The sequence below is a fragment of the Bacteroides gallinarum DSM 18171 = JCM 13658 genome, assembly GCF_000374365.1.
GTDB lineage: Bacteria > Bacteroidota > Bacteroidia > Bacteroidales > Bacteroidaceae > Bacteroides > Bacteroides gallinarum.
This window is the reverse complement of sequence record NZ_KB894117.1, coordinates 131,874-148,225: the sequence shown is the minus strand read 5'-3', so window position 1 is coordinate 148,225 and position 16,352 is coordinate 131,874. Positions and strand designations below refer to the sequence as shown.

Genomic DNA, 16,352 nt, shown 5'->3' with positions numbered 1-16,352 from the left:
TGATATAGAATGAAAACAGTGAAATTTTTCCCGCTTTGTATGCTGTTGCTCCCTTTCGTCTCGTGTACGCAGGTAGCAGTCGATAAGAAAGAGGCGGCAATGGATAAGAAGATAGAAAACCTCTTGTCCCGAATGACCCTGGAAGAAAAGCTGGGGCAGATGAACCAGGTATCCTCCTATGGAAATATCGAAGATATAAGCGGGCTGATAAAGAAAGGCGAGGTCGGCTCCATATTGAACGAGGTAGACCCTGTACGTATCAACGCCTTGCAGCGTGTGGCGATAGAAGAATCCCGCCTGGGCATCCCCCTGCTTATGGCGCGCGATGTGATTCATGGCTTTAAAACGATTTTTCCCATTCCTTTGGGACAGGCTGCCTCTTTCGACCCCCAGGTGGCAGAGGCAGGTGCAAGGGTGGCGGCGATAGAAGCATCGTCGGTAGGCATCCGCTGGACATTCGCCCCAATGATTGATGTGGCGCGCGACCCACGTTGGGGGCGTATAGCCGAGGGATGCGGAGAAGACACCTACCTGACATCCGTTATGGGAGCAGCTATGGTGAGAGGTTTTCAGGGCGATTCATTGAACAGCCCTACTTCGATAGCAGCCTGCCCCAAACATTTCGTGGGCTACGGCGCGGTAGAGGGCGGACGCGACTACAACTCCACCTTTATCCCCGAACGCCGCTTGCGCAATGTGTACCTTCCGCCTTTCGAAATGGCGGCAAAGGCGGGTGCGGCAACATTTATGACCTCCTTCAACGACAATGACGGCGTTCCGTCCACCGGAAACAAATTCATCCTGAAAGATGTGCTCCGCGGCGAGTGGGGATTCGACGGGCTGGTTGTCACCGACTGGGCTTCTGCCAACGAAATGGTAGGCCACGGTTTTGCCACCGATTCGAAAGAAGCCGCCATGAAAGCCGTCAATGCCGGAGTGGATATGGAAATGGTCAGCTATACGTTCGTTAAAGAACTGCCGGCACTGGTCTGGGAGGGTAAGGTAAAGGAAGCCGTCGTCGATGAGGCGGTACGTAATATCCTGCGTGTCAAATATCGTTTGGGGCTGTTCGACAATCCTTATACGGACGAAAAGAAAACAGACATCCTCTATGCCCCTTCCCACTTGGAGGCTGCCAGGCAGGCGGCGGTCGAATCTGCCATTCTTTTGAAGAACGACCGCGAGGTACTGCCTTTACAGCCTTCTGTGAAGTCGGTGGCTGTCGTAGGTCCGCTGGCAAACGCCCCGTATGAACAAATGGGCACATGGGTGTTCGACGGCGATAAATCGAGAGTCATCACCCCTCTGAATGCCATAAAGAACCTAGTCGGCGATAAAGTACAAATCATTTACGAACCGGGGCTGGCATTCAGCCGCGATAAGAACACGGCAGGCATAGCTAAGGCCGCATCGGCGGCTTCGCGTGCCGATGTGATTCTTGCCTTTGTCGGCGAAGAATCCATTCTTTCCGGCGAGGCTCATTGCCTGGCCGATTTGAATCTCCAGGGGGCGCAGTCCGAGTTGATTGCCGCATTGGCACGCACCGGCAAACCTGTGGTCATGATTGTTATGGCAGGCCGTCCGCTGACCATTGAGAAAGAGGCGGAGCTTGCCTCCTCCGTTCTCTATTCGTTCCACCCGGGAACAATGGGCGGACCGGCGATAGCCGACCTGCTTTGGGGAATATCCGTGCCGAGCGGCAAAACTCCCATGACCTTCCCGAGGATGACCGGGCAAATCCCCGTCTACTATGCACATAATAATACGGGACGTCCTGCCACGAAGAATGAAGTACTGTTGGATGACATCGCCGTCGAAGCCGGGCAAACCTCTTTGGGCTGTACCTCTTTCTATCTGGATGCCGGATTCGAGCCTTTGTATCCGTTCGGCTACGGATTGTCGTACACGACTTTTAGGTACGGCAATGTAAGGCTGTCCTCCAAAGAGTTGAGGAAAGACGATGTGCTGACCGTTACTTTCGACTTGGAGAATACCGGCAAATACGAAGGCACGGAGGTCGCCCAACTGTACGTGCAGGACAAGGTGGGTTCCGTTACCCGTCCGGTAAAAGAGCTGAAACGTTTCACCCGCGTTACCCTGAAACCGGGCGAAAAGAGAAGCATTACTTTCGAGTTGCCCGTAAGCGAACTCGCTTTTTGGAACATCGATATGGAGAAGGTGGTGGAGCCGGGCGATTTTGCCCTTTGGGTAGCCCCCGACAGCCAGTCGGGAGAAGAAATCCCCTTCGAGGTGATAGAGTGATTTCGCCGGTGCGGAACTGAAAAGAAAAGGGGCGGGCGTATCGAGAATGTATTTCCGGTACGTCCGCCCCTTCCTTATATCTTACCGGCATTGCTTATTGCCGGCTTTCCGGTTCGCCTATCTTATCTTTTTGTAGCCGTAAACAGCGTTGTTGCCCAGTTCTTCTTCGATGCGCAACAACTGGTTGTACTTCGCCATGCGGTCTGAGCGGCTCAGCGAGCCGGTCTTGATTTGCCCGCTGTTGGTAGCCACGGCAATGTCCGCAATGGTGGCGTCCTCCGTTTCGCCAGAACGGTGCGAGGTAACGGTGGTATAGCCGTGGCGGTGCGCCATTTCGATAGCATTCAGCGTTTCTGTCAAAGAGCCTATCTGGTTTACCTTAATCAGGATAGAGTTTGCACACCCTTTTTCGATACCCATGGCAAGGAAGTCCACGTTGGTCACGAACAGGTCGTCACCCACCAGTTGGCAGCGGTTGCCGATGCGGGCGGTCAGCTTCTTCCAGCCCTCCCAGTCGTTCTCGCTCATTCCGTCCTCAATGGAGTCGATAGGATATTTATCTACCAATTCTTCCAGATAATCTATCTGCTCGTCGGCCGTACGTTTCTTGCCTTTCTCGCCTTCGAACTTGCTGTAATCGTAAATGCCGTCACGGTAGAACTCGGAAGAGGCGCAGTCCATGGCAATCATTATATCCTTGCCCGGTTCGTAACCGGCAGCTTTAATGGCGGCAATGATTGAGTTCAAGGCATCTTCCGTACCTTCAAGGGCGGGAGCGAAACCGCCTTCGTCGCCCACGGCAGTGCTGAGACCGCGGTCGTGCAGCACCTTCTTCAAGGCATGGAACACCTCGGCGCCCATGCGCAGGCCTTCGCGGAAAGAAGCCGCCCCTACCGGGCGTATCATAAACTCCTGGAAAGCAATGGGGGCGTCGCTGTGCGAACCTCCGTTGATGATATTCATCATCGGTACGGGCATTACGTACGTATTCGTACCGCCGATGTAGCGGTACAGGGGGATGTCGAGATAGGCTGCCGCCGCTTTGGCTACGGCAAGCGAAACGCCCAGAATGGCGTTGGCGCCCAGATTGGATTTGGTCTTTGTGCCGTCCAGCGCCAGCATGGTATGGTCGATGCTCATTTGTTCGAGCGCCGACATGCCGATTAGCTTGGGGGCGATTATGCTATTGATGTTCTCCACGGCTTTCAGTACCCCTTTGCCGCCATAGCGTTTCTTGTCGCCGTCGCGCAACTCCAACGCTTCGTGTTCGCCGGTAGAGGCGCCGGAAGGTACGGAGGCACGTCCCATGATGCCCGACTCCAATATTACATCCACTTCTACGGTAGGGTTTCCTCTCGAATCGAGAATTTCACGTCCGATAATCTTTTCTATTTTCATCTTAATTTCGTTTTTAGTATGAGGTTACAACAAGTGAGAATAGAAAATTGTTCGGCTGTCAGTCTTTGATTACAAGTCCCAGCAGGCTCGTCAACTCCATAGCCTGCCCGGTATTGACAATGGCTCCCCGTATATCGGGCAGGTTGACGCGGATGCCCCCGATATGTGCGTCGCTCAAATCGATGCCTCTTAAAGGAGTGTGAGAAAACTCCGCTTCGATGAGTTCGCAACCGGCAAAACCGACGGAGGTCAGCTTGCAACCGCTGAAATCGCTGTTGCGCAGGTCGCAGGCGGCGAATTCCGCCTGGTTGATTTTACTCATGGAGAGATTGAGATACCTTGCGCTGCAATCCTGCATTCTGCAATGGTTCAATACAGCCTCGGGCAGGTTGGTTCCCACCAGTTTGCAGGAAATGAATTCTACCCTGAAAAGGGAGCTTTCCGCAAACGATATGTTGGATAAGTCGCAATATTCGAAACGTACATCCGTCAGGTGGGTCGCTTTCAGCTTGCATCCGGCAAACTGTACATGACTGAACGTACAATCGGTGATGCTTTTGTAAGCACAGTCTATCGTCTCTTCCCTCCGTTTCCGGAAATACTGTCCTCTGACGGTTTCTTCCGTCCCGAACCATTCCTTTAGCGATTTAAGGCTTTCGGTCTGGGTTTCCAGACGGGGAGCTACGACCCGTACCGGTGGCATACTGAAAGGTTTGTGTGATTTCATGGCTGTTTGTTTTAAAAAGTTCGTCCTAATATGTTGCCGCCCAATGCCGCCGCAATTCCCAACAGGATGCTCAGCAGGGTATATGCGGCGAACAGTCCGTAAAATCCTTGCTTTATCAGCACCAATCCGTCGTTGGAGAATGTGGAAAACGTGGTGAAGCCGCCGCACAGCCCGGTAGTAAGCAGCATCCGTATTTCCGTAGACAGGTTGAAGCGGGCGGACAAGGCATAGAACAATCCTATCAGGAAACTGCCGGCAATGTTGACGGCGAATGTTGCCCACGGAAAGGAATAGGGTACTATCCGTTCGTGGAGTGCCATTTGTACGCAATAGCGCAGCACGCTGCCCGTGCCGCCACCGAGAAATACGGCTATCAGTATCTTAGTCATAGAGTGTCCGGGATATGTTTCAGGCTACAAAGGTAGTGAAGGCGAAGGAATTTTTACCAATCTCGCCGGGAGTATTTTCGATGTAAATAATCTGCTCGCATTGATGCGGCCGTTAAAACCTTGCTTCGGATAGGCTGTACGGGGCAAAGAACGATTTACTAAATCTCCGGCAACGTTTTACTAAATCTTCCTTCGAGATTTACTAAATCGTCGGGTAGGTTTTAGTAAACGGGTAGGGTAGGGGGAGAGTTTTTGGGTGGAATAGGGATTTTTGCTCTTCAATTACAGACACTACAAATGAACAATCCTTAATGTGTATCAATACTGGATATGAGTCGTGACAATCAGACGCTTTGTGCCTTAAATCATTGCACTTTTTGCGACATTACGTTATTCTGTTTGGTAATACGACAATAAATGATTAATTTTATCGCAAATATTGCGGCGTTATTTATAATTTAATGACGCATCAAACATATTCTAAGTATGTATATACACGAAAGAGACAATTGGACTGCATTCCGTTGGAACGCTCTTGAACTGACAGCGCTTCTTGAAGAAGTAAATCGTAAACAAGGCTTGTTGTATGGCAGACTTGCTTCGCTTGGTTTTGATAGCAAGTTAAAAGCGATGACAGAGAACTTGACGTATGATATTGTTTATTCGTCAGAAATTGAAGGCATACGCCTGAATGTAGACGAAGTACGCTCATCCATAGCTCGAAAATTGGGTATTGAAAATATAAAACAGGCAGCACCGTCACATTATGTAGATTCTGTTGTGGCGATTATGCTTGATGCAGTAAATCATTACGACCAGACGTTGACGAAGGAGAAAATTTGTGCATGGCAAGCAGCATTCTTCCCGACTGGTTTCAGCGAGGGTTCGCAGATTGAGGCCGGTAGGTATCGTACAAGCGAGGAACATATAATTTCCGGGATGTTCGGTCGCGAGAAAATCCATTATATTGCTCCTGTACCGGAACGTGTGGATGAGGAAATGACACAGTTCCTTGATTGGTTTAATAGTAAGGAAAATGTAAATTCAGTTATTCGGTCGGCTATTGCACATTTCTGGTTTGTTAGTATTCATCCATTTGAAGATGGTAACGGACGATTGGCACGCATACTTTCTGATATGCTGTTGGCACGCGCCGACAAGAGCGAGTTCCGATTTTACAATATTTCCTCGCAGATAAATAAGGATAAAAATCACTATTACGATATTTTGGAAAAGGCTCAACATGGCGATAGTGATATCACTGAATGGATATGTTGGTACGCCAATACGCTGTCTGTTGCACTTGACGAAGCGGAAAATATCGTCAGCACTATATTGAATAAAAGTTTCTTTTGGCAAAAAGTTTCGTTCATTCCACTAAGCCAAAGGCAGACAGATATACTGAATCTGTTCCTTGACGGTTATGAGGCTAAAATAACTTCCAAGACTTGGGCAACATTGGCTAAGTGTTCCAAAGACACAGCCATACGGGATATTCAAGACCTTGTAGAAAAAGACATTCTTCGAGAGGATATTCCCGGTGCTAAACGTCCGAGCTATTCTATTATATATGACCCGGAGGATATCACTGCCTTTTTTTCTGAAATCAGTGTTGAAGAGGAAAACGGTAGTAAATATATTAAAGCTCTCTACAAGGGTAAGACACATGTACGCGAAAGAATTTTGCCTTTGGACGCAAAACGGTTTGAGAATGGCGACCTCTCATTAGAAAACCTACTTGCCAAATATTGCTCGTATTTAAGGATGAATTGAGTGATTAGACACATTCATAAATTAAAGGGCTTATAATCTCGCTGACAACCAAAAGGAAGCCGAATACTGTTATCTCTCAATGTTTAGAGTGCCATAATTCTACACTTCAAGAAAGTGAGGACTTGCCCAGTGGGGTATATAAAGTGCTTGGTGCGAGTGGGTTGGTCGGCTATACTAATAGCTCGCAAATGAATGGTGATACGATACTGATAGTCAAGGACGGTTCGGGTGTTGAAAAATTCTCAAGCTTAAATCCCATGGTTTGTCGACAAGATGTTTAAATCGTTGGGTAAGTAATAATGTGTAAATAGTAAAAAGAGGCCTTCATCATTATTTGCATAGTGGTGAAGGCTCTTTGGGTATTTAAATCTGCATTGTAGAGTTTCCTCAAAATATAGATACTGATAATTAGCACTTTATCCCTTATGGTTGTAGAGATTGCATTCTCTTTCTCTTTTTACCGGCAGCCAATCCTTTTCCTGTTGTAGAGATACCTGTTTTATAATGTGCTGTCATTTAGTGTTTTAACGAATGTAGCTGTAGATGCCGTTTTCTTGTATTCCCTTATTTCCCGCCCTAACTTTGCAACATCGAATTCAAGGAAACGGATGCCTGTTCGTTGAGGCCTCGCGATAAGCTTCTGTTTCTTGAAGGGGAGAAAAAAGGCTTCGGCCTATCTATTTATTATTAACTTTTTAAAAAATTAAGATTATGGGACTTCAGTATGTAGTAGCTAAACGTGTTTTCGGTTTCGACAAAGAGAAAAAAGTAAAGTATGTTGCCAAGTCAGTAGGGACGGGCGGGTTGGATTTTGATAAGTTGTGTGCCAAAGTGAGCCGTATCCTGGGTATTCATAGGAAAACGGTGGATTTGGTGGCTGCCGGCCTTGTGGATATCATGTCGGAGGAAATAGATGACGGAAAGACTGTCCGTTTGGGAGATTTCGGGCTGTTCCGTCCTTCTTTCGTGGGGAAGTGCGCCGATACGGAAGCCGGCGTTACGGCGAACAATATCGTTCGCAAGCGTATTATTTTTTTCCCGGGAAAAGCTTTCAATACGATGCTGGGACAGATGAGCGTTACCAGAATGGCGATGCCCGATACGGATTATACCGACGGCGGAAAGGGTAACGGTGGCTCCGGTAACGGCAGTTCCGGTAATGGCGGCGATGAAGAAAATCCTTTGGGATGATGCCGGTAGACGCCGGGTGTACAGGTGATGATGAACCGGCAGGACGGTAATGGGGTGATAGGGAAATGGGGAGCACGGCAGCTTCCCATTTTCTGTTTTGGGGGGAGGTGGGAATCGGAAAGCCGTCCTTATGCAAACGTTTGCCGGTGAATGATTCGTAATTTCATTTAATTACTTCATATATTGTCTCTTTCCTGCTTATATTTGCCTCACGATAACAAATTATTAAACCATAGTATGAGAAACATGAAAGCAATCTGCACTAAACTAACCTGCTTCCTGCTCGCTCTTTTTATGAGCGGCGCAGCAATGGCCGAGAGTATAACCTCGCCTAACGGTCAACTCCAGTTGAATTTTTCTGTCAATCCTCAGGGCGAACCCGTTTACGAGCTTTTCTATAAGGGAAAGGTTGTGATTAAGCCTTCTAAACTGGGATTGGAACTGAAAAATGACCCGGGACTGATTAACGGGTTTACGTTGGCGGGTACGGAAACCTCTACCTTCGATGAAACTTGGGAACCGGTGTGGGGCGAAGTGAAGCAAATCCGCAACCATTACAACGAAATGGCTGTAACGTTGAACCAGAAAGCGCAGGAGCGTAATATCATCATCCGTTTCCGCCTTTTCGACGACGGGCTGGGCTTCCGTTACGAGTTTCCCTTGCAGAAGAACCTGAATTATTTCGTTATTAAAGAAGAACGTACCCAGTTTGCTATGGCGGGCGACCATAAGGCGTTCTGGATTCCGGGCGACTATGATACGCAGGAATACGACTATACAGAATCCAAGCTTTCTGAAATCCGCGGTCTGATGAAAGGCGCTATCACTCCGAATTCATCGCAGACTCCTTTCTCGCCGACCGGCGTGCAGACTTCCTTGCAGATGAAAACCGATGACGGGCTGTATATCAACCTGCACGAAGCGGCTTTGGTGGACTACTCTTGCATGCACCTGAACCTGGACGATAAGAATATGGTTTTTGAATCTTGGCTGACCCCCGACGCAGTAGGCGATAAGGGGTATATGCAGGCTCCCTGCAAGTCTCCGTGGCGTACGGTCATCGTCAGCGATGATGCACGCGATATCCTTGCCTCGAAACTGACCCTGAACTTGAACGAGCCTTGCGCTTACGAGGATGTTTCCTGGATTAAGCCGGTGAAGTATGTAGGCGTATGGTGGGAGATGATTGCCGGTAAAAGCACTTGGGCGTATACGGACGAACTTCCTTCCGTTAAGCTGGGCGAGACGGATTATTCCAAAATGAAGCCAAACGGACGTCACGGCGCCAACAATGAGAATGTGAAGAAGTACATCGACTTTGCAGCCGCCCACGGTTTCGATCAGGTTTTGGTAGAGGGTTGGAACGAAGGCTGGGAGGACTGGTTCGGACATTCCAAAGATTATGTTTTCGACTTTGTTACCCCGTATCCCGATTTCGATGTGAAGATGCTGAATGCTTATGCCAAGAGCAAAGGGGTGAAGCTGATGATGCACCATGAGACATCGGCGTCGGTGCGCAATTACGAGCGGCATATGGACGAGGCTTACCGGTTTATGGCAGACAACGGTTATAATGCGGTGAAGAGCGGTTATGTAGGCAACATCATTCCCCGCGGCGAATACCATTACGGACAGTGGATGAATAATCACTATCTCTATGCCGTTAAGAAAGCCGCCGATTATAAAATCTGCGTGAATGCACACGAGGCTGTACGTCCTACGGGTTTGTGCCGTACTTATCCCAACCTGATAGGTAACGAGTCCGCCCGCGGTACGGAATACGAGGCTTTCGGCGGCAGTAAGCCGTTCCACACTACTCTGCTTCCGTTCAACCGTCTTATCGGTGGTCCTATGGATTATACGCCGGGTATTTTCGATACGAAGCTGGACTTCATGGGCGACTTGCCGCATGGACAGGTACAGACTACGCTTGCCAAACAACTGGCTCTTTATGTAACTCTTTACAGTCCGCTGCAAATGGCTGCCGACTTGGTCGAGAATTACGAGAAGCATATGGATGCTTTCCAATTTATCAAGGATGTAGCCGTAGATTGGGACGACAGCAAATATATCGAGGCTGAACCGGGGGATTACATTACCGTGGCGCGTAAGGCGAAAGGTTCCGAAAACTGGTTTGTAGGCGGTATTACGGATGAGAATGCCCGTACAGCCAACTTTACCCTCGATTTCTTGACGCCGGGCAAGCAGTATGTAGCTACCTTGTATGCCGACGGCAAGGATGCCGATTACAAGGAAAATCCCACTTCTTACCAGATAAAGAAAGGTATCGTTACCAGCAAAACCAAGATGTCTGTTAAGGAGGCACGCAGCGGCGGCTTTGCCCTGAGCTTGATTGAGGCTACTCCCGCCGACAAGAAGGCTGTGAAGAAGTGGAGATGATTAGGATAAAAAAGTGTTTTCGATAAGGTATTGGCCAAGCTCCCCGCCGGACTGCAATCCGGCGGGGAGTTTTGTATGGTGCAAGTCCGGCGGCAGTGGTTGCAGGGCGGCTCCGTGAGCGAAAATAAGTTTTTTTAGAAATTGTATTGGTGGAAAATGGCACTAACAAGGAAACTTCTTTGTACCTTTGCAGCCGTTAATAAAATAACTAATAACACAAGGAATTTATGGGAGGTTTTTTCGGAACAGTCGCCAAGGCAAGTTGCGTGGCCGATTTGTTTTACGGTACAGATTATAATTCGCATTTAGGAACGAAACGTGGCGGTTTGGCTACTTATGACCAGGACGAGGCCGTATTTACACGTTCCATTCACAATCTGGAAAGTACTTATTTCCGCACGAAGTTTGAAGACGAGCTGGACAAGTTCAAAGGGAGTTCCGGCATCGGAATAATAAGCGACACAGACCCTCAACCTCTTATCTTGAATTCCCACCTCGGCCGTTTTGCCATTGTAACGGTTGCCAAGATTGTAAACTTGCAAGAATTGGAAACGAAGCTCCTGGAACAGAACATGCACTTCGGCGAGTTGAGTTCCGGTAAAACCAACCAGACAGAACTTATCGCCCTGCTCTTGATACAAGGTAAAAACTTTGTCGAGGGTATCGAGAATGTGTACAGGCATATCAAAGGTTCGTGCTCCATGCTGTTGCTGACGGAGGACGGTATCATCGCCGCCCGTGACCGTTGGGGGCGTACTCCCATTGTTATCGGCAAGAAGGAGGGGGCTTATGCCGCAACGAGCGAGTCGAGCAGTTTCCCGAACCTGGGTTATGAGATAGACCGTTACCTGGGGCCGGGCGAGATTGTCCGCCTGCATGCCGATAGGGTGGAGCAGATGCGCAAGCCGGACGAGGAGATGCAGATATGTTCTTTCCTATGGGTTTATTACGGTTTCCCCACTTCGTGCTACGAGGGCAGGAATGTGGAGGATGTACGTTTTTCTTCCGGACTGAAAATGGGGCAGACCGATACTTCGGAGGTGGATTGTGCTTGTGGTATTCCCGATTCCGGCGTAGGCATGGCGTTGGGTTATGCCGAAGGAAAGGGTGTGCCTTATCATCGCGCCATTTCAAAATATACACCGACATGGCCTCGCAGTTTTACTCCCAGCAGGCAGGAGATGCGTTCGTTGGTGGCGAAAATGAAGCTTATCCCCAACCGCGCTATGCTGGAGGGCAAGCGCCTGCTGTTTTGTGACGATTCCATTGTACGCGGAACCCAGTTGCGGGATAATGTGAAGGTGCTCTATGAGTATGGCGCTAAGGAAGTGCATATCCGTATTGCCTGCCCGCCGCTGATATATAGCTGCCCGTTTGTGGGTTTCACCGCATCCAAAGGCGATTTGGAGCTGATTACCCGCCGGGTTATCAAGGAGTTGGAGGGCGATGAGAATAAGAATCTTGAAAAATATGCCACTACCGGTTCGCCGGAATATGAGAGAATGGTGGAGATTATCCGCGAACGTTTCGGGCTTTCGTCGTTGAAGTTCAATACGCTGGAAACGCTGGTCGAGGCTATCGGGTTGCCTAAATGTAAACTTTGCACCCATTGCTTTGACGGTAGCAGCCATTTTTGATTGACAAATTAATTGGTATGGAATAAAAAAGGGGCGTGAATTGCTTGGCAGTTCACGCCCCTTTTTCTAACTTTACGGCAGTAAATGGTGATTAGGGTTTAGTGATAAGTGATTAATGCCGTTCGGATAAAGAGGGAGGGCGCGGTTGTAGTCTACTGACCGCTAATCGTTCATCGCTAACTGCTAATCGCTAATAACTAATCACTAACTGCTAATCACTAATAACTATCATTATGACTTTAGTAGAACGTTTTTTGAAGTATGTAAGTTTCGATACGCAATCGAATGAGGAGAGCGGGGTAACGCCGAGTACTCCGGGGCAAATGGTGTTTGCCGAGTATCTGAAAGAAGAACTGGAAGCTTTGGGGCTGGAGGAGATTACGCTGGACGAAAACGGTTATTTGTTCGCCACCCTTCCTGCCAATATAGATAAGCCTGTGCCCGTTGTAGGCTTCATTGCCCACATGGATACGAGCCCTGATATGAGCGGCAAGGATGTTTGTCCGCGCATCGTCGAGAACTACGACGGCAAGGACATCGTTCTGTGCGCAGACGGCAAGGTGGTTCTTTCGCCTGCCCAGTTTCCCGAACTGCTCGACCATAAGGGGGAGGATTTGATTGTTACTGACGGAAAGACTTTGCTGGGCGCCGATGATAAGGCGGGTATCGCAGAGATTGTTTCGGCGGTGGCGTATCTGAAAGAGCATCCTGAGATAAAGCATGGCAAAATCCGTATCGGCTTCAATCCCGATGAGGAAATAGGTCTGGGGGCGCATAAGTTCAACGTAGAGCAGTTCGGCTGTGAGTGGGCTTATACTATGGACGGCGGTGAAGCGGGCGAGCTGGAGTTTGAAAACTTCAATGCGGCTTCCGCCAAGATTGTTTTCAAGGGGCGCAACGTACATCCGGGATATGCCAAGCATAAGATGATAAATTCTATCCGTGTAGCCAACCGTTTCATATCCATGCTTCCCAGCCATGAAACGCCGGAGCATACCGAGGGTTACGAGGGTTTCTACCACCTTATCGGCATTACGGGTGAGGTGGAGCAGACTACTGTTTCTTATATCATCCGCGACCACGACCGTGCCCGTTTCGAGAGCCGCAAGAAGGAGTTCGAACATCTTGTCCGTAAGATTAATGCCGAATACGGCGAAGGGACGGCGGTACTCGAGCTGCACGACCAGTATTATAACATGCGCGAGAAGATTGAACCGGTAATGCATATTATCGACACCGCTTTCAAGGCTATGGAGGCTGTGGGCGTAGAGCCTCGTGTAAAGGCTATCCGGGGCGGTACGGACGGTGCGCAGCTTTCGTTCAAAGGGCTGCCTTGTCCCAATATCTTTGCCGGCGGCTTGAACTTCCACGGACGTTACGAATTCGTTCCTATCCAGAATATGGAGAAGGCGATGAAAGTTATCGTCAAGATAGCCGAGCTCGTTGCCAGTAAATAAATCGTAATTTATAAATCATAAACCTATGAAAACCACTCCGTTTACAGAAACACACATCTCGCTGGGTGCTAAGATGCACGAATTTGCGGGATACAATATGCCTATCGAGTATTCCGGCATCATCGACGAGCATCTGACCGTTTGCCAGGGTGTCGGCGTGTTCGATGTCTCCCATATGGGAGAGTTCTGGGTGAAGGGCCCGCATGCCCTGGGCTTTTTACAGAAAGTCACTTCCAACAATGTAGCTGCCCTTACTCCGGGCAAAGTGCAGTACACCTGCTTTCCTAATGAGGACGGCGGTATCGTGGACGACTTGCTTGTCTATCAGTACGAGCCGGAGAAGTATCTGCTCGTTATCAACGCTTCCAATATAGAGAAGGACTGGGAGTGGTGTGTGTCTCATAATACGGAGGGAGCCGAATTGGAAAATGCGTCCGACCGCATGGCGCAGCTTGCCGTGCAAGGACCGAAAGCGATTGATGCCTTGCAGAAACTGACGCCTATCGACCTCGCGGGGCTTCCGTATTATACCTTTACGCACGGTGAGTTTGCAGGCGAGCCGGATGTCATTATTTCTAATACGGGCTATACCGGTGCGGGCGGCTTCGAGCTTTATTTCTACCCGGAAGCGGCGATGAAGATATGGAATGCCGTGTTCGAGGCGGGAGCTGAGTTCGGTATCAAGCCTGTAGGGCTGGGCGCCCGTGATACGCTCCGTCTTGAAATGGGTTTCTGCCTGTACGGGAATGATTTGGATGATACTACATCGCCTATCGAGGCGGGGTTAGGCTGGATTACCAAGTTTGTAGAGGGCAAGGATTTCATTAACCGTCCGATGCTGGAAAAGCAGAAGGCGGAAGGTACGGTGCGCAAGTTGGTAGGTTTTGAAATGGTAGAACGCGGTATTCCCCGCCATGGTTATGAGTTGCTGAGTGCGGAGGGCGCTCCTATCGGCGTAGTTACTTCGGGTACGATGTCGCCTACCCGCAAAATCGGTATCGGCATGGGGTATGTGAAGCCCGAATACAGCAAGCCCGGCACGGAGATTTGTATCGACATGCGCGGACGTAAGTTGAAGGCGGTGGTGGTACGTCCGCCGTTCCGGGGGAAGGTGTAAGGCTGCTATTGCGGTAAATAAAAAAGGGAATCTGTATATCAGACTCCCTTTTTTCTGTTTCTAAAGAAACGGATTATTTCTTGCGGTTACCGTAACGGCTCATGAACTTATCGACGCGGCCGGCGGTGTCTACCAATTTGGACTTACCGGTGTAGAACGGGTGGGAAGTGCTGGAGATTTCCAACTTTACCAACGGATAAGTTTCGCCTTCGAACTCGATAGTCTCTTTCGTACTTACAGTGGAACGAGACAGGAATACGTCGCCGTTTGACATATCTTTAAATACTACCGGACGGTAATTTTCAGGATGAATACCTTTTTTCATTTCAATATTTGTTTTTTTAATTTATTATTCTGGTTGCTATTTCGGTAATAAATAGTGTAATGGTCTTTTTCAGTGCGCAAAGATAATGCTTTTCTATGAAATGAAAAAAGGTTTTTCTGAAAAAAAAGCGGGTAATCTCATTTGGGTTGCCCTTTTTCTGTGATTAATTTTTGATTGACACGGAAAGCATTGATTAATAACGTGTTGGTTTTAGAAGTAAGTACGGTGATATACTGTAGAAACTTTATTTCACCGGGAAACCTATTCTTTTCATGTAGGTTTCTATGTAGGTAAATTGATACCAATCGATGCCTGCCAGTTTGAATTAAAAGTACTTATAAACCAACACGTTATTGTTATGCACACGATTAACATCCGGGGCAGACAAAACCCCAACGACCAGAAGATGGTCAAGCTGGAGATGATCTTCTTCAAGACCGGCTATGCCAGAGTTCCTAAAGTTCTCAATGTTACCGGCCTGCTGAAAGACTGGGACCAGAAGTCCCAGACATTCCGTATCGGCAGCACGGAGGCGACAATAAAAAACAAGCTGCTGCTGGACATGAAGACCAAATACCTCCATGTGGCCGACACGTGGGAAGCCGAAGAGAGGAACTGGTCACCCGTCCAGCTTTCTCATTGTTTCGATACGGTCAAAGCGACCAAGCCTGAGCCGAGGGTAAAATCCGTCCAGCAGATGATAGACTGCCTTGAAGCGAAATTCTACGAAAAGAAACGTATCAAAAACGGACAGATAGTTGACAGTAGCAGCAATGCCAAAAAGTATAAGGCCATGCGTAAAGAACTCCAGGCATTCACAAAAGAAAAATACGACCGGGCCTTTTCCTCCTATTTCTTCGCGGATATAACGGAGACATTCCTTCTCGACTATGCATTCTGGATCAAGGAGAAAGGAATCCGTGAGGGCAACAGGGGCGGACTGACCACCAAGCTCCGCATGTTCCGCGCCGTATGCAACTATGCCAACAAGGAAGGCATGTACGGGGTAAACATGGAAGCGTTCAATGTCCTTGGCAACGACATCAAATGGCCGGAGACCACCTCGAAAGCAGTATCCGACAAGGTCATCGAGAAAATAGCGAATGTTGACCGCACCCTCTTCACGAAAAAGGAACAGCTGCACCTCGACCTCTTCCTGTTCAGTTATTATACCGGGGGGATGGCCAACGTGGATGTCTGCAACCTGACCTGGGATCTGGTCCAGGAGGACAAGATAGTGTACGAGCGTATCAAGTTCCCGAAAACGGCAAAACCCGCGCTGCTGAAAAAGGCAAAGGTCATCATGGAAAAATACAGGGGACAGAGTTACGGCAACTATGTCTTTCCGGTTTTTACCCACAAGCACACGACCACAGAAAAGAAAACCCACCGTGTCAAGCAGATATCCACCAGGCTGTCCCAGACACTGGCCAAGGCTTGCAAGATGCTCCGGGTAAGGGAAAAGATCACATGGTATTCCGCCCGAGGCTCCTTCATCTCGAAAATGGTGGATGCCGGCAACAATCCTTATGTCGTGGCGGAGATGGCGGGCAACAGCCCGCTCACCATCTACAAGCACTACTATAAAAACACTAAAAGAGAGGAAATAAAGCGGAAAATGGAGGAAATGTTCTGATTTTATAGTACTTTTGCCCCCGTAAATAACACTTGTATCT

The 16,352-nt window shown here is 48.8% G+C and carries 12 protein-coding genes; 8 read left to right on the top strand and 4 right to left on the bottom strand.

Going from position 1 to position 16,352, the window contains the following annotated elements:
* The first annotated feature begins 9 nt into the window (after positions 1-9).
* Positions 10-2,262: a beta-glucosidase BglX gene (gene bglX, locus C233_RS0103590; protein ID WP_018666047.1), complete on the top strand. Its 2,253-nt coding sequence runs from the start codon at positions 10-12 to the stop codon at positions 2,260-2,262.
* Between the two features lie 117 nt (positions 2,263-2,379).
* On the opposite strand, the gene eno is transcribed toward bglX, so the two are convergent.
* The 3 genes from eno to crcB are packed head-to-tail and all read right to left on the bottom strand — an operon-like array spanning position 2,380 to position 4,776.
* The gene (gene eno / locus C233_RS0103585; RefSeq protein ID WP_018666046.1) at positions 2,380-3,660 is read right to left on the bottom strand and encodes a phosphopyruvate hydratase; all 1,281 of its coding nucleotides are present in this window, start codon (positions 3,658-3,660) and stop codon (positions 2,380-2,382) included.
* Between the two features lie 58 nt (positions 3,661-3,718).
* Positions 3,719-4,387 (bottom strand): pentapeptide repeat-containing protein, encoded by a 669-nt coding sequence (locus C233_RS0103580; RefSeq protein WP_025068806.1) that lies wholly within the window; start codon positions 4,385-4,387, stop codon positions 3,719-3,721.
* An 11-nt stretch (positions 4,388-4,398) separates the two neighbouring features.
* Positions 4,399-4,776 (bottom strand): fluoride efflux transporter CrcB, encoded by a 378-nt coding sequence (gene crcB / locus C233_RS0103575; RefSeq protein ID WP_018666044.1) that lies wholly within the window; start codon positions 4,774-4,776, stop codon positions 4,399-4,401.
* Between the two features lie 486 nt (positions 4,777-5,262).
* Here crcB and C233_RS0103570 point away from each other — a divergent pair, with 486 nt between their 5' ends.
* The 6 genes from C233_RS0103570 to gcvT all read left to right on the top strand — a co-directional run bounded on the left by C233_RS0103570 (position 5,263) and on the right by gcvT (position 14,351).
* Positions 5,263-6,549 (top strand): Fic family protein, encoded by a 1,287-nt coding sequence (locus C233_RS0103570; protein WP_018666043.1) that lies wholly within the window; start codon positions 5,263-5,265, stop codon positions 6,547-6,549.
* Between the two features lie 711 nt (positions 6,550-7,260).
* Positions 7,261-7,740 carry an HU family DNA-binding protein gene (locus C233_RS0103565; protein WP_018666042.1) on the top strand — a complete coding sequence of 160 codons (480 nt, stop codon included), beginning with the start codon at positions 7,261-7,263 and terminating at the stop codon, positions 7,738-7,740.
* A 237-nt stretch (positions 7,741-7,977) separates the two neighbouring features.
* Positions 7,978-10,140: a glycoside hydrolase family 97 protein gene (locus tag C233_RS0103560; protein WP_026314713.1), complete on the top strand. Its 2,163-nt coding sequence runs from the start codon at positions 7,978-7,980 to the stop codon at positions 10,138-10,140.
* A 227-nt stretch (positions 10,141-10,367) separates the two neighbouring features.
* Entirely contained in the window at positions 10,368-11,777 is a 1,410-nt protein-coding gene (locus C233_RS0103550; protein WP_018666040.1) for an amidophosphoribosyltransferase, read from the top strand.
* Positions 11,778-12,010: 233 nt separating this feature from the next.
* A complete protein-coding gene (gene pepT / locus C233_RS0103545; protein WP_018666039.1) occupies positions 12,011-13,234 on the top strand; it encodes a peptidase T in 1,224 nt (407 codons plus the stop codon).
* Between the two features lie 25 nt (positions 13,235-13,259).
* Positions 13,260-14,351 carry a glycine cleavage system aminomethyltransferase GcvT gene (gene gcvT / locus C233_RS0103540; protein WP_018666038.1) on the top strand — a complete coding sequence of 364 codons (1,092 nt, stop codon included), beginning with the start codon at positions 13,260-13,262 and terminating at the stop codon, positions 14,349-14,351.
* 73 nt (positions 14,352-14,424) lie between these two features.
* Here gcvT and C233_RS0103535 read toward each other — a convergent pair whose 3' ends face one another.
* Positions 14,425-14,676, bottom strand: a complete 252-nt coding sequence (locus tag C233_RS0103535) for a type B 50S ribosomal protein L31 (protein ID WP_018666037.1) — start codon at positions 14,674-14,676, stop codon at positions 14,425-14,427.
* 358 nt (positions 14,677-15,034) lie between these two features.
* Here C233_RS0103535 and C233_RS0103530 point away from each other — a divergent pair, with 358 nt between their 5' ends.
* Entirely contained in the window at positions 15,035-16,312 is a 1,278-nt protein-coding gene (locus C233_RS0103530) for a phage integrase SAM-like domain-containing protein (protein WP_018666036.1), read from the top strand.
* Positions 16,313-16,352: the final 40 nt, after the last annotated feature.

Coding starts and splice junctions, on each gene's coding strand:
- bglX (WP_018666047.1), top strand. CDS start 10: ATGAAAACAGTGAAATTTTTCCCGCTTTGTATGCTGTTGCTCCCTTTC.
- eno (WP_018666046.1), bottom strand. CDS start 3,660: ATGAAAATAGAAAAGATTATCGGACGTGAAATTCTCGATTCGAGAGGA.
- C233_RS0103580 (WP_025068806.1), bottom strand. CDS start 4,387: ATGAAATCACACAAACCTTTCAGTATGCCACCGGTACGGGTCGTAGCT.
- crcB (WP_018666044.1), bottom strand. CDS start 4,776: ATGACTAAGATACTGATAGCCGTATTTCTCGGTGGCGGCACGGGCAGC.
- C233_RS0103570 (WP_018666043.1), top strand. CDS start 5,263: ATGTATATACACGAAAGAGACAATTGGACTGCATTCCGTTGGAACGCT.
- C233_RS0103565 (WP_018666042.1), top strand. CDS start 7,261: ATGGGACTTCAGTATGTAGTAGCTAAACGTGTTTTCGGTTTCGACAAA.
- C233_RS0103560 (WP_026314713.1), top strand. CDS start 7,978: ATGAGAAACATGAAAGCAATCTGCACTAAACTAACCTGCTTCCTGCTC.
- C233_RS0103550 (WP_018666040.1), top strand. CDS start 10,368: ATGGGAGGTTTTTTCGGAACAGTCGCCAAGGCAAGTTGCGTGGCCGAT.
- pepT (WP_018666039.1), top strand. CDS start 12,011: ATGACTTTAGTAGAACGTTTTTTGAAGTATGTAAGTTTCGATACGCAA.
- gcvT (WP_018666038.1), top strand. CDS start 13,260: ATGAAAACCACTCCGTTTACAGAAACACACATCTCGCTGGGTGCTAAG.
- C233_RS0103535 (WP_018666037.1), bottom strand. CDS start 14,676: ATGAAAAAAGGTATTCATCCTGAAAATTACCGTCCGGTAGTATTTAAA.
- C233_RS0103530 (WP_018666036.1), top strand. CDS start 15,035: ATGCACACGATTAACATCCGGGGCAGACAAAACCCCAACGACCAGAAG.